The organism is Streptomyces sp. NPDC094032 (genome assembly GCF_040303965.1).
Taxonomy (GTDB): domain Bacteria; phylum Actinomycetota; class Actinomycetes; order Streptomycetales; family Streptomycetaceae; genus Streptomyces.
The window spans coordinates 56,613-70,072 of sequence record NZ_JBEOUE010000025.1; the positions used below are offsets into that span (position 1 = coordinate 56,613).

General features: G+C 74.1%; 9 protein-coding genes and 1 riboswitch. Of the genes, 4 read left to right on the plus strand and 5 right to left on the minus strand.

Features of this window, described 5'->3' with window-relative positions:
• Positions 1–6 precede the first annotated feature (6 nt).
• Complete coding sequence (locus ABTZ54_RS28495) at positions 7–753, plus strand: cobalt-precorrin-6A reductase (protein WP_351668511.1); 747 nt, start codon at positions 7–9, stop codon at positions 751–753.
• 8 nt (positions 754–761) lie between these two features.
• Positions 762–2,300: a serine hydrolase gene (locus tag ABTZ54_RS28500; protein ID WP_351668513.1), complete on the plus strand. Its 1,539-nt coding sequence runs from the start codon at positions 762–764 to the stop codon at positions 2,298–2,300.
• A gap of 48 nt (positions 2,301–2,348) precedes the next feature.
• Here ABTZ54_RS28500 and ABTZ54_RS28505 read toward each other — a convergent pair whose 3' ends face one another.
• The 4 genes from ABTZ54_RS28505 to ABTZ54_RS28520 form a co-directional block, all read right to left on the minus strand.
• Positions 2,349–4,424: a fibronectin type III domain-containing protein gene (locus tag ABTZ54_RS28505; RefSeq protein WP_351668515.1), complete on the minus strand. Its 2,076-nt coding sequence runs from the start codon at positions 4,422–4,424 to the stop codon at positions 2,349–2,351.
• A gap of 141 nt (positions 4,425–4,565) precedes the next feature.
• A complete protein-coding gene (gene cobJ / locus ABTZ54_RS28510; protein WP_502997333.1) occupies positions 4,566–5,999 on the minus strand; it encodes a precorrin-3B C(17)-methyltransferase in 1,434 nt (477 codons plus the stop codon).
• 65 nt (positions 6,000–6,064) lie between these two features.
• The gene (locus ABTZ54_RS28515; protein WP_351668519.1) at positions 6,065–6,718 is read right to left on the minus strand and encodes a precorrin-8X methylmutase; all 654 of its coding nucleotides are present in this window, start codon (positions 6,716–6,718) and stop codon (positions 6,065–6,067) included.
• Positions 6,715–8,013, minus strand: coding sequence for a ferredoxin-like domain-containing protein (locus ABTZ54_RS28520; protein WP_502997331.1), 1,299 nt, complete (start codon positions 8,011–8,013; stop codon positions 6,715–6,717). The genes ABTZ54_RS28515 and ABTZ54_RS28520 overlap by 4 nt, the downstream gene beginning before the upstream one ends.
• Positions 8,014–8,246: 233 nt before the next feature.
• Positions 8,247–8,385, plus strand: a riboswitch (cobalamin riboswitch).
• 40 nt (positions 8,386–8,425) lie between these two features.
• Between ABTZ54_RS28520 and cobN the strand changes: the two genes are divergently transcribed.
• On the plus strand, positions 8,426–12,046 hold the full coding sequence (gene cobN / locus ABTZ54_RS28525) for a cobaltochelatase subunit CobN (RefSeq protein WP_351668521.1): 3,621 nt from the start codon (positions 8,426–8,428) through the stop codon (positions 12,044–12,046).
• 63 nt (positions 12,047–12,109) lie between these two features.
• Complete coding sequence (locus tag ABTZ54_RS28530) at positions 12,110–12,448, plus strand: hypothetical protein (RefSeq protein ID WP_351668523.1); 339 nt, start codon at positions 12,110–12,112, stop codon at positions 12,446–12,448.
• On the opposite strand, the gene ABTZ54_RS28535 is transcribed toward ABTZ54_RS28530, so the two are convergent.
• Positions 12,429–13,406, minus strand: a complete 978-nt coding sequence (locus ABTZ54_RS28535) for a nucleoside hydrolase (protein WP_351668525.1) — start codon at positions 13,404–13,406, stop codon at positions 12,429–12,431. The two genes, ABTZ54_RS28530 and ABTZ54_RS28535, sit on opposite strands and share 20 nt — an antisense overlap.
• Positions 13,407–13,460: the final 54 nt, after the last annotated feature.

Consider the following 13,460-nt stretch of genomic DNA (forward strand, 5'->3'; position numbering starts at 1 on the left):
ACTCCCATGCACGTACTCATTCTCGGGGGAACGACCGAGGGACGGGTCCTCGCCGGCCTGCTCGCCGGGGCGGTCCGGGTCACCAGTTCGCTCGCCGGGCGGGTCGCCGCGCCCCGGCTGCCCGCGGGCGAGGTGCGGATCGGCGGCTTCGGCGGGGCGGAGGGGCTGGCCGCGTGGGTGCGGCAGCACGGCGTGGACGCGGTCATCGACGCCACCCATCCCTTCGCCGAGCGGATCAGTTTCAACGCGGCCCGGGCGGCCGCCACCGCCCATGTTCCCCTGCTCGCGCTGCGGCGGCCCGGCTGGGTCCCGGTGGAGGGGGACGAGTGGTACGAGGTGGGGTCGCTGGGGGAGGCTGCCGGTCTCCTTGGTGGGGTTGGCGAGAGGGTTTTCCTCACCACCGGGCGGATGGGGCTTGCGGCCTTTGCCGAGCGATCCGAGTGGTTCCTCGTACGGTCCGTCGACGCGCCCGACGGGCCGATGCCCGCCCGTGTCGAAGTCCTTCTGGAACGGGGGCCGTTCACGCTTGAGGGGGAGCGGGAGCTGCTCGCTCGGCATCGGATCGACGTGCTCGTGACGAAGGACAGTGGGGGTGCCGCCACCGCGCCCAAGCTGGCCGCCGCCCGCGAGGCCGGTGTCCCGGTCGTCGTCGTGCGCCGGCCGCCCGTACCGGTGGGGGTGCCGACGGCAGCGACCCCCGAGGAGGCCGCCGCGTGGGTGCTCCGCGCGACAGACCCGGTGGCAGGTCTTTGAATGGAGAGATGAGTACCGTTCGATGGCTTGCCGCGGCGGGACTGACGGCGCTTCTCGGCGCCACGGCGCCCGGGCCCTCGCCGCCCCCGGCGCAGCCGCCGGCCCAGCTCGACGACGCCGATGTGCAGCGGGCCGTCGACCAGCTGGACGGGGTGGTCAAGGCGGCCATGAAACGGACCGGGGTGCCGGGGGTCTCCGTCGCCGTCGTCCATGACGGCAAGGTGATCAAGCTCCAGGGGTACGGCGTGCGGAAGGTCGGCGAGAACGCCGCCGTGGACGCCGACACCGTCTTCCAGCTCGCGTCCGTCTCGAAGCCGATCGCCTCCACGGTGGTCGCCGGTGCCGTCGGCGTCGACGGCTGGACGAGGCCCGTCGCCCCGAACGTGCCCGACTTCAAGCTCAAGGACCCGTGGGTCACCGCGCACATGACGGCCGCCGACCTGTTCTCGCACCGCAGCGGCCTCCCCGACCATGCCGGGGACCTCCTCGAAGACCTCGGCTACGACCAGCAGTACATCCTGTCCCACCTGCGGTACGAGCCTCTCACCCCGTTCCGGGCGAGCTACGCCTACACCAACTTCGGCCTGACGGGCGCGGCGGTGGCCGTGGCGGAGGAGAAGGGCGTGTCCTGGGACAAGCTGTCCGACGACGTGCTCTACAAGCCGGCCGGCATGAGCCACACCAGCTCCCGCTTCCAGGACTTCGTCAACGCCCCCGACCGCGCCTACGGGCACGCGAAGGCCGCCGACGGCACGTGGAAGGCGCAGTACGTACGCGACGCGGACGCCCAGTCGCCGGCGGGCGGCGTCAGCTCGTCCGCCCGTGACATGGCGACCTGGGTGAGGCTCCAGCTCGCCGACGGCAAGCTGGACGGGCGGCAGATCATCCCCGCCGACGCCCTCCAGCGCACCCACTGGCCCGAGGCGGTCTCCAACCCGCCGCACGCCCCGGCCGCCCGGACCGGCTTCTACGGCCTCGGCTGGAACGTGAGTTACGACGACGCGGGGCGGCTCAAGCTGTCGCACACCGGTGGCTTCGAACTCGGCGCGCACACCAACGTGACGATGCTGCCGGGCGAGCAGCTCGGCATCGTCGTCCTCACCAACGCGTCACCGGTCGGCGTCGCCGACGCCGTCGCGCTCGACTTCTTCGACATCGCGGAGCACGGACAGCCCTCCCGCGACTGGATCCCGCTCATCCAGCAGGTGTACCAGGCGCAGACGGACGCGCTCCGCTCGAAGACCGACTACACCCACCCGCCGTCCGGCGCCGCGCCCCCGAAGGCCGCCCACACCTACGCGGGCACGTACCGCAACTCCTACTACGGCCCCGCCCAGATCGTCGCCGCCCCCGACGGCACCCTCACCCTCCGCCTCGGCCCGAAGCCGCAGTCGTACCCGCTGACGCACTACGCGGGCGACACGTACAGCTTCGAGACCGCGGGCGAGAACGCCGTCGGCCGCACCGGGGTCACCTTCGCCCCGGACGGGAAGTCGTTCACCGTCGAGTACCTGAACGCGGAGGGGCTGGGGACGTTCAGCCGGTAGGCCCGGCGGCCCCGGTATCCGGGGCGGCCGGGGTCACCGGACGACGCCTCAGACCCGGTCCTGGTACACGTAGTCCCACACGTACGTCCCCGCGACGCTGCCGTCGGCGCGCAGTGCCTGGAGTGTGTAGAAGTACGTGTTCCGCGGCGTGGCCGTGGTGTCCACCCACCGCGTCACGATGCCCTGGGCGCGGGCGGGGATCGGGTCGGCGTGCAGGGGTTCGTACGCCCCGGTCTCCGGGTTCCAGCGGCTGATCCGGTAGCCGGTGACGGTCGGGCACATCGTGGTGTTCGAGCAGGCCCACTCGATGAACGTCCCGGTCGTGCCGTCGGTCGTCCTCCCGTGGTTCAGCCGGGCGGGGACCCAGTCCTGGGTGACTGTCACGGACGGCCGCAGGTCGAGCTCGGTGGCCGCCACCTTGGCCACGGCCGGGTCGGACGGATGCAGCGTGTTCCCCCAGCGGTCCTTGCCGGTGACCGCGAAGACGTAGTCGTCGCCGTCCGGCAGATCGCCGCAGAGGACCGCGAGGGGGTCGGCGGGGCCCTCCCAGCAGTGCGAGACGACCCACTTGAGCGTTCCGTCGGCCTGCTTCAGACCGGTCCAGGCCCAGTAGCCTGCCAGGTCGTCCTCGGCGGACGCGGTCCAGTTCAGCAGCACACCGTCGCCGCGCGGCGTGGCCGTCAGGCCGGTTACGGGGGCGGGCGCGACGAGGTCACCGGTGCGGACGGTGAGCGGAGCGGAGAGCGCCGACTCGTTGCCGGCCGGGTCGACCGTCGTGGCGGTGTACGTGTAGTACACGCCGGGGGTCATGTCCAGGTCGTGGCACTCGTTCATGCGGGACGACGAGTAGCGGCTGCCCTCGGCGCAGGTCACCCGCGTGAGCGCGGACGGGTCGAGCACGGTGCCCGGCGAGCGGTAGACGCGATAGCCACCGCCGTTGTCGAAGTCCTGGAAGAAGTTGGGGGGAGCCGTCCAGTGCAGCTCCGTCCTGCCGGGACGGACGACGGAGTTCAGGTCGAGCGGGGGCGCCGCCGGCGTCCGGTCGACGCCGTCACCGGCGAACGTGGCGGAGAACGCGGAGGCGTTGCCGAGGCGGTCGTAGGCCTGGAGGCGGTAGTACTGGGGGCTGTTCGTGGGCGCGCCGGTCCGGTACGACGTCGTGGTCGTCGTGCCGCGCCACTCGAACGGGCCGGCGGCCGTCGAGGCCGCGTACACGGCGTACTTCACCGCGTCGGGGTCCGCCGGCCAGCTCAGCGTGGCGATCCCGCTGTCCTGGGTCACCGTGACGCCGGTCGGGGCGGCGGGACCGGTCTGGTCCAGGCTGGTGAACGAGGCGTCCGCGCTGCCCGCCGACTCGTTGCCCGCCTTGTCCACGGCGCGGACCTCGTACACGTAGACCTGGCCTGTGAAGGGCGGCACGTCGGTGAAGTACGTGGTGGTGCGCGGGGCGGCGGTGCTGATCCTGGACCAGGGACTCGTGCCCGTCCGCCGGTACACGCGGTATCCGGCGAGGTCCATCTCCTTGTTGGCGGCCCATCGCAGGGTGGCTCGGCCGGAGTTCCGGTCGTACGTGGCGGCAACTCCGCCCGGAGCGAGCGGCCGGACCGTGTCCACCGAGGCCGAAGTGCGCGGCGCGTAGCCGAACTTCACGTTGGCCGCGCCCGTCCACGTCGCGTAGTCGACGCGGAGGGTGTGGCGGCCGGGTGGGACGGTGAGGTTGAGGGACTTCTTCTGGGTGGTGGTGACGTTGCGCCAGAGGTCGATCTTGCGGGTGCCGTCGAGGTAGACGCGGATGCCGTCCTGGGCCTCGGCGGAGAAGGTGAAGGGGCCGCCGGAGCCGAAGTCGCGGGTCAGGGACCAGCGGACGGAGAAGTTGTCCTTGGGGAGGGTGACGCCAGCCGGGTCGCCGTAGCCGTAGTTCTCGGCGATGGCGGTGTCGCAGGCGGTCAGCTTCGGGGTGCCGCTGAAGGTGGTGTTGGCGTAGTACTGCGCCTTCCACACCGGGGCGTTGCAGGTGACGGCCGCGGCGGCGGGGGTGGCGGTGACGAGGCCGCCGGCGACGGCGAGGGCGGCGACGACGGCGGCGGCCGTGGGCCGTGCCTTCGGCCGGTTACGAGTAAGCACAGGTGCGAGAGGCCCTTTCCGGACCGGGGGAGACGAGCGGTACGGGGGCGGGTGGTGCGGGTGGGGCCGGTGGTCCGCCGGTGCGGACTCTACCGGCCCCTCCCGTCAGGGGAAACGGGGAGTCATGGGCCCCCGGGCCCCCTAGCTGTAGCGTCGCGGCGTCCACGCGATCGTCCGGCCGTCGCCCCGCTCCGTCACGACGGTCTGGGAGGAGCCGACCAGGAGCAGAGTGCGCATGTCGACCTCGGACGGGTCCAGGGTCTTCAGGGTGAGGATGCGGACCGACTGCTCCGGGCCGCCGACATCGCGGGCGACGACCACCGGGGTGTCGGGCGAGCGGAGTTCCAGGAGGAGGTCGCGGGCGGCGGCGACCTGGTGGGTGCGGGAGCGGGAGCCCGGGTTGTAGATCGCGAGGACCAGGTCGGCCTCGGCGGCGGCCCGTACGCGCCGGGAGATGACCTCCCAGGGCTTGAGGCGGTCGGAGAGCGAGATGGTCGCGTAGTCGTGGCCGAGCGGCGCGCCCGCGGCGGCGGCGGCCGCGTTGGCGGCGGTCACGCCGGGCAGGACGCGGACCGGCACGTCGGCGTACCGCTCCTCCGACGCCACCTCCAGGACGGCCGTCGCCATGGCGAACACGCCCGGGTCGCCGCCCGAGACGACCGCCACGCGGTGGCCGCGCCGGGCCAGGTCGAGCGCGAACTCGGCCCGCTCCGACTCGACCTTGTTGTCCGAGCCGTGGCGGATCTGGCCGGCCCGGAGCACCGGGACCCGGTCCAGGTAGGTGGTGTAGCCGACGAGCACGTCCGCGTTGACGAGCGCGCCGCGCGACTCGGGCGTCAGCCAGGGCGCCCCGGCCGGGCCGGTGCCGACGACGACGACCTCGCCCTTCTCCCGTACCGGCGGCTTCGCGTCGATACGGGAGGGGAGGACGGCGACCGAGAAGTACGGGACCGAGTCCGGGTCTATCGCGTCGAGGCGGCCCGTGCGCTCGCCCGCCATGAACGCGCGCTCCACATACCGGGCGTCCTCCAGCCGGCCGGCCCGCTCCAGGGCCCGCTTCACCGTGGGGAAGGTGCGGCCCAGCTTCATCACGACCGCCGAGTCCGTGCCCGCGAGGCGGGCCGTCAGCTCGTCCTCCGGGAGGGTGCCGGGGACGATCGTCAGCACCTCCTCGGCCTCGCACAGCGGCTCCCCGAGGCGGGCCGCGGCGGCGCTGACGGAGGTGACGCCGGGGAGCACGGTGGTGTCGTAGCGGTGCGCGAGCCGCTTGTGCATGTGCTGGTACGAGCCGTAGAACAGCGGGTCGCCCTCGGCGAGGACGGCGACCGTGCGGCCCGCGTCGAGGTGGGCGGCGAGCCGGGCCGCGGCCTCCTCGTAGAAGTCGTCGAGCGCGCCCCGGTAGCCACCGGGGTGGTCGGTGGTCTCCACCGTGAGCGGGTACATCAGCCGCTCCTCGATGTGGTCCTCGCGGATGTGCTCGGCGGCGATGGAGCGGGCGATGGAGCGCCCGTGCCGGGCCGAGTGGTACGCGACGACGTCGGCGGCGGCGATGGCCTTGACCGCGGCCACCGTCATCAGATCCGGGTCGCCGGGGCCGAGGCCGACGCCGTACAGCTTTCCGGTCACTGGGGTCACTGAGGTCACTGCTGGATCTCCGCTTCGTGGGCGAGGGCGTTGAGCGCCGCCGCGGTCATGGCGCTGCCGCCCCGCCTGCCCCGTACGACCAGGTACTCGATGCCCAGGTCGTTGGCGGCCAGCGCGTCCTTGGACTCGGCGGCGCCGATGAAGCCGACCGGGATGCCGAGCACGGCGGCGGGCCGGCCCGCGCCCTTCGCGATCATCTCCAGGAGGTGGAAGAGCGCGGTCGGGGCGTTGCCGATGGCGACGACGGAGCCCTCCAGGCGGTCCCGCCACAGCTCCATCGCGGCGGCCGACCGGGTGGTGCCGAGCTCCGCGGCGAGCGCGGGGACCGAGGGGTCGGAGAGCGTGCAGACCACGTCGTTGTCGGCGGGCAGCCGCTTGCGGGTGACGCCGCTGGCGACCATCTGGGCGTCGCAGAGGATCGGCGCGCCCGCGCGCAGGGCGGCGCGGGCCGAGGCCACGACGCCGGGGGAGTGGGCGATGTCGCGCACGAGGTCGGTCATGCCGCAGGCGTGGATCATCCGCACCGCGACCGTGGCGACGTCGGCGGGCAGGCCCGCGAGATCCGCCTCGGCGCGGATCGTGGCAAAGGAACGGCGGTAGATCTCCGCGCCGTCCTTCTCGTACTCGAACATCCTGTTGCTCTCGCTCATCTCGTGGGTGTCGCCGGGCCGCGGGCCGCCGCGACTGCTTCGGACAGGGAGGTACGGGGGGTGGGGGCGCCGTCCACCAGATAGGCGCCGTCCTCGGTGGCGAGGACGTCCACCCAGGCACCGTGCGGGTGCCCGCAGCGGCGCGCGCATCCGGAGAAGTGCACGGGCAGCAGGCCGTGCGGGGCGTGGGCCGCGTCCCGCCGCACGTCGGCGAGGGCCTTGGCGCAGCCGGGCCGCCCGGTGCAGGCGCCGACGCCGGTGCCGGGGGCGTGGGGGTGCGTGATCAGGCCGTGGGCGGCGAGCTCGGCGAGGCGGGCGGGGGGCTGGGCCTGCTCTGCCCGCTCCGCCGGGTCCGCGTGCTCGGCCGGTGCCGCGAGCCCGTCGCGCGGGGCGACGACCACCGCGCCGCGCCACGGCGTGAGGCGCACCTCGCGGGCCGGGAGGAGGGCCCGCAGCTGGGCGGCGGTCAGCCGGCCGAGTGGGGCGAGGACGTAGAGGGCGTCCGGCCCGAGCGGCCCGGGAACGGGCGGTCGCCCTGCCGGAAGCGGCGGTACGGGGCCGGGGACGAGCTCCGCGTCGAGCCCGGCGCGCGCGAGGGCACCCGCCAGGTCCGGGACGCACCCCTCGGGCAGCTCCCGCACCCGCCAGGCGCCGGTCCCGGCGTCGGCGGCGGCCCGCAGGAAGGCGTCGGCGGCGGCGAGGGCGGCGCGCGGGGCGTCGCCGGCGGCGACCCGGAGGGCCTGGTCGCCGAGGAGGAGCAGGGCACGGTCGCCACCGGTCCCTGCGAGCAAGGTCACATCCCCGCCGAGCCCCGCGACGTCGCCCCGCCCGTCGTCCAGCACGAACAGGAACCGTCCCGAGAGCGCCGCCGTCCACGCCTCCGCGCACAGCAGGGCGTCCAGCTCCCGCGCCCACAACTGCACGTCCGCGCCGCCGAGTCCGTCCAGTCCCGCGGTGGGCGAGGCGACGATGTTGCGGACGCGTTCGTGGGTGGGCGAGGGCAGCAGCCCGGCCCGGTCGAGGAGGGCGGCGAGCTCGCCGCCGCAGCCCTCGCCGAGCCCGCGCAGCTCCGCGTTGCCCCGCGAGGTGACGCTGACGCCGCCGTCCCCGAGGGACTCGGCCGCGTCGGCCAGGGCGAGGACCTGAGACTCCGTCAAAAGGCCGCCGGGCAGCCGCAGTCGGGCAAGCCGCCCGTCGTCCGCCGCGTGCAGTCGCAGCGCACCCGGACAGGCGTCGCCGCGGTCCCGTATGAGAGGTTCGCCCGGTTCGGGCGAGGTGCGTGGGGTGGCCGACATGGCGGCGAGCATACCCACGGCGGGATCGGCTCCCACCTGCCGAGAACGAGCCACGACCGGGGCCGGAGGCGGCCGTGACCGGGGCGGGGGCGCCTGCGGCCGGGGCTCGCGGCGGCCACGACCGGGACCTGGCCCCGTCGTCGCACCGGGCCCCGCCCCCGTCGTCGCACCGGGCCCCGCCCCCGATGTGATCCCCCCAACCCCCCACTCTCCCCCCGCCCCGCCCGCTCACGATCTAGGATGCAAGCGGCATGGGGTCCCAGGACCCCGGGGAGGAAGCCCGGTGGGAATCCGGCGCGGTCCCGCCACTGTGAGCCGGTCCGGATTCGTCCGGGGCGGTGAGTCAGGAACTCCCGCCGTCCATACGACCACCCGGGGCGCGGACAACCCCGAGGAAGGGCCTGAGCTCGCCATGCTCCTGCTGCTGTCGCACTCCGACACCGACCTGCTCAGCGCCCGCGCGGCGAACGCCGCCGCCGACGAGGGCGCGGTGGAGTGGCGGTTCGCCAACCCGGCCCGGCTGCCGTCCGGCGACCTCCCCGCGCTGCTCGACGGCGTCGAGCTCGTCGTCGTACGCCTCCTCGGCGGCCTGCGCTCCTGGGAGGAGGGCCTGGACACGGTCCGGGCGGCGGGCAAGCCGGTGGTGGTGCTCAGCGGCGAACAGGCCCCCGACGCCCAGCTGATGGAGGCCTCCACGGTCCCGGTCGGCGTGGCCACCGAGGCCCACGCCTACCTGGCGCACGGCGGCCCGGCCAACCTCGGCCAGCTGGCCCGCTTCCTCTCCGACACCGTGCTGCTCACCGGCCACGGGTTCGAGCCGCCGGCCGCCGCGCCGACCTGGGGCCCGCTGGAGCGCACCGCCACCGACGGCGAGGGCCCGACCGTCGCCGTGCTCTACTACCGCGCCCACCACATGAGCGGCAACACCGCCTTCGTCGGCGCCCTGTGCGACGCGATCGAGGCGAAGGGCGCCCGCGCGAAGGCGCTGTACGTGGCCTCCCTGCGGGCCCCCGAGCCGGAGCTCCTCGACGAGCTGCGCGGCGCCGACGCGATCGTCACCACCGTCCTCGCGGCGGGCGGCACCAAGCCGGCCGAGGCGCAGGCGGGCGGCGACGAGGAGGCCTGGGACGCGGGCGCGCTCGCCGCCCTCGACGTGCCGATCCTCCAGGCCCTGTGCCTGACCGGCTCGCGCGCCGCCTGGGAGGAGAACGACGAGGGCCTCTCGCCGCTGGACGCCGCCAGCCAGGTCGCCGTCCCCGAGTTCGACGGGCGGCTCATCACCGTCCCGTTCTCCTTCAAGGAGATCGACGAGGACGGCCTGCCCGCGTACGTCGCGGACCCCGAGCGCGCCTCTCGAGTCGCCGGCATCGCCGTCCGGCACGCCCGCCTGCGTCACATCGCGAACGGCGAGAAGAAGCTGGCGCTCGTCCTCTCCGCGTACCCGACGAAGCACTCCCGGATCGGCAACGCGGTCGGTCTGGACACGCCCGCCTCCGCCGTCGCGCTGTTGAAGCGGCTGATCGCCGAGGGGTACGACTTCGGGCCCGTCGACGAGATCCCCGGCCTCGTCTCCGGGGACGGCGACGAGCTGATCTACGCCCTGATCGAGGCCGGCGGGCACGACCAGGACTGGCTCACCGAGGAGCAGCTGGCCCGCAACCCGGTCCGCATCCCGGCCGCCGACTACAAGCGCTGGTACGCCGAACTCCCGGCGGAGCTGCGCGAGCAGGTCGAGGAGCACTGGGGCCCGGCGCCCGGCGAGATGTTCCTGGACCGGTCCCGGAATCCCGAGGGCGACATCGTGCTCGCCGCGCTGCGCCGCGGGAACCTGCTCGTGCTCATCCAGCCGCCGCGCGGCTTCGGCGAGAACCCGATCGCGATCTACCACGACCCCGACCTGCCGCCCTCGCACCACTACCTGGCCGCCTACCGCTGGATCGCCGCCCGCGCCGAGGACGGCGGCTTCGGCGCCGACGCGATGGTGCACCTGGGCAAGCACGGCAACCTGGAGTGGCTGCCCGGCAAGAATGCCGGCCTGTCCGCCGCCTGCGGCCCCGACGCGGCCCTCGGCGACCTGCCGCTGGTCTACCCCTTCCTGGTCAACGACCCGGGCGAGGGCACCCAGGCCAAGCGCCGGGTGCACGCCACGCTCGTCGACCACCTGGTGCCGCCGATGGCCCGCGCCGACTCGTACGGCGACATCGCGCGCCTGGAGCAGCTGCTCGACGAGTACGCGCAGATCAGCTCCATGGACCCGGCGAAGCTGCCCGCGATCCGCGCGCAGATCTGGACGCTGATCCAGGCGGCGAAGCTGGACCACGACCTGGGCATGGCGGACCGCCCGGCGGACGACGGCTTCGACGACTTCCTGCTGCACGTCGACGGCTGGCTGTGCGAGGTCAAGGACGCCCAGATCAGGGACGGTCTGCATGTCCTGGGCGGCGCGCCGGTCGGCGAGGCCCGGGTCAACCTGGTCCTCTCCATCCTGCGCGCCCGCCAGATCTGGGGCGGCACGCAGGCGCTGCCCGGCCTGCGCGAGGCGCTCGGCCTGGACGAGTCGGCGGCGACCCGCACCACCGCCGACGAGGCGGAGGCGAAGGCCCGCGAGCTGGTCGAGGGCATGGAGGCCGCGGAGTGGTCCGTGGACGCGATCGGCTCCGTGGCCGCCGCATACGGCACCGAGGTGCACGCGGTGCTGCGCTTCGCCTGCGAGCAGGTCGTCCCGCGTCTGGCCGGCACCACCGACGAACTGACGCACGCCGTCCACGCGTTGAACGGCGGCTTCGTCCCGGCCGGCCCGTCCGGCTCGCCGCTGCGCGGTCTGGTCAACGTGCTGCCGACCGGCCGCAACTTCTACTCGGTCGACCCGAAGGCCGTGCCGTCCCGCCTCGCGTGGGAGACCGGCCAGGCGCTCGCCGACTCGCTGCTCACGCGCTACCGCGACGACCAGGGCGAGTGGCCGACCTCCGTCGGCCTCTCCCTGTGGGGGACGAGCGCGATGCGCACCGCGGGCGACGACGTCGCCGAGGCGCTCGCCCTGCTCGGCGTCCGCCCCTGCTGGGACGACGCCTCGCGCCGCGTGAACGGCCTCGAACCCATCCCGCTGGCTGAGCTGGGCCGCCCGCGCGTCGATGTGACGCTGCGCATCTCGGGCTTCTTCCGGGACGCGTTCCCGCACGTCATCGGGCTTCTCGACGACGCCGTACGGCTGGTCGCGGGTCTGGACGAGGCCGCCGAGGACAACTACGTACGGGCGCACGCCCAGGCGGACCTCGCGGAGCACGGCGACGAGCGGCGCGCCACCACCCGTATCTTCGGCTCCCGCCCCGGCACGTACGGCGCGGGTCTGCTCCAGCTGATCGACTCGCGCGACTGGCGCACCGACGCCGACCTGGCCGAGGTGTATACGGTGTGGGGCGGTTACGCGTACGGGCGCGGGCTCGAAGGGCGCCCGGCGCGCGCCGAGATGGAGACGGCGTACAAGCGGATCGCGGTCGCGGCGAAGAACACGGACACGCGTGAGCACGACATCGCGGACTCCGACGACTACTTCCAGTACCACGGCGGCATGGTGGCGACCGTCCGCGCGCTGAAGGGCACGGCCCCCGAGGCGTACATCGGCGACTCCACCCGCCCGGAGACCGTCCGCACCCGCACGCTGGTCGAGGAGACCTCCCGGGTGTTCCGCGCCCGCGTGGTCAACCCGCGCTGGATCGAGGCGATGCGGCGGCACGGCTACAAGGGCGCGTTCGAGCTGGCGGCGACGGTCGACTACCTCTTCGGTTACGACGCCACGACGGGCGTGGTCGCCGACTGGATGTACGACAAGCTGACCGAGGCGTACGTCCTGGACCCGGAGAACCAGGCCTTCCTGAAGGAGGCCAACCCCTGGGCGCTGCACGGCATCGCCGAGCGGCTCCTGGAGGCCGAGTCCCGCGGCATGTGGGAGAAGCCGGACCCGGAGACGCTGGCGGCGCTGCGGCAGGTCTTCCTGGAGACCGAGGGCGACCTCGAAGAGGGCGCCGAGGGCTGAGTTACGATCCCGGTCCGCACGTGTGTGCGGATCGGGAGTCTGGCCTGGGGTGGGGTGGTGGGCATGCGTGCCCGCGGAACGGTGATGACGACGGCGGCTGTGCTGGGGCTTGTCCTGGCCTTGGGCGCCTGCTCGGGCGGTGGCGACGACGACGGCCGGGGCAAGAAGCCGAAGCCGACCGCCCCGACGTCGGCGAAGCCCACGACGTCGGCGCCCCCGGCGCCCTCGTCCACCCCGTCCGAGGACGTGTTCGAGAACCCGGACGAGACCGCTGACGGGACCCCTGACGAGACCCCGAGCGCGACCCGGACGCCCGTCCGGATCGCCCCGGGCATCGGCGGGGGCTCGGTGAAGCCGTACCGGCCGGGTACGGGCGGCGGCGTCAAGAAGGCGACGCGCTGACCGACCGCTCCCCCAGCACCCGCACCGCGTCCACGATCAGGTCCCAGAAGCGGTCCGCGTCCGCCTCGATGCCGACCTCGGCGTTGGCCGGCAGGCCGGTCACGCCGTCCAGGTCGATCACGGTCGCCCCGCGCGTGTACGTGCCGGTCAGCTCGACCGCCACCGGCGCCCGCACCAGGCTGACCAGCGAGGGGTCGATCAGGTGCGCCACGGTCAGCGGGTCGTGCAGGGGCGGCGCGTCGAAGCCGTACACCTCGCGGTAGGTCGCGGCGAAGTACGTCAGGAGCTCGACGCACAGGCGCCCGAGCGGGGTGCCGAGCCCGGCCAGCCGCGCGAGCACGTCGGGGGTGGCCCGGACCTGGTGGGTGACGTTCAGGCCGAACATGGTCAGCGGGATCCCGCTGCGGAAGACCAGGTCCGCCGCCTCCGGGTCGCAGAGGATGTTGAACTCGGCCGCGGGCGTGGTGTTGCCCCGCCCCGTGGACCCGCCCATCAGGACGATCCGCTCGATCCTGGCGGCCAGTTCGGGGTGGGCGAGCAGCAGCGCGGCGACGTTGGTCAGCGGGCCCGTGGGGACGAGCGTGACGGGTGCCGGGTGGGCGAGCAGGACGTCCCGGGTCAGCGCGAGGGCGTCGCGCGGGTCCTGCGGCACGGGCGGCTCGCCCTCGCCGAAGCCGGGCCCGTCGAGCCCCGAGCCGCCGTGGATGTTCTCGGCGACGCGCGGCGCCCCGTACGGCCCGGCGTGCAGCGGGCGGTCCCGGCCGGCCGCGATCGGGACGCCGTGGATCCCGGCCACGGAGCACACCCGGCGCGCGTTGAGCGTGGTCTTCTCCACCGTCTGATTGCCCGCCACGGTGGTGATGGCGAGCAGGTCGACGGCCGGATGGGCCGCGGCGAGCAGGATGTTGAAGGCGTCGTCGTGTCCGGGATCGCAGTCGAGGATCACGGGTACCGGCATGCGCCCACCGTCCCACACCCCGTCCCGTACGTCACGATGCCGGACGCCCGTCCC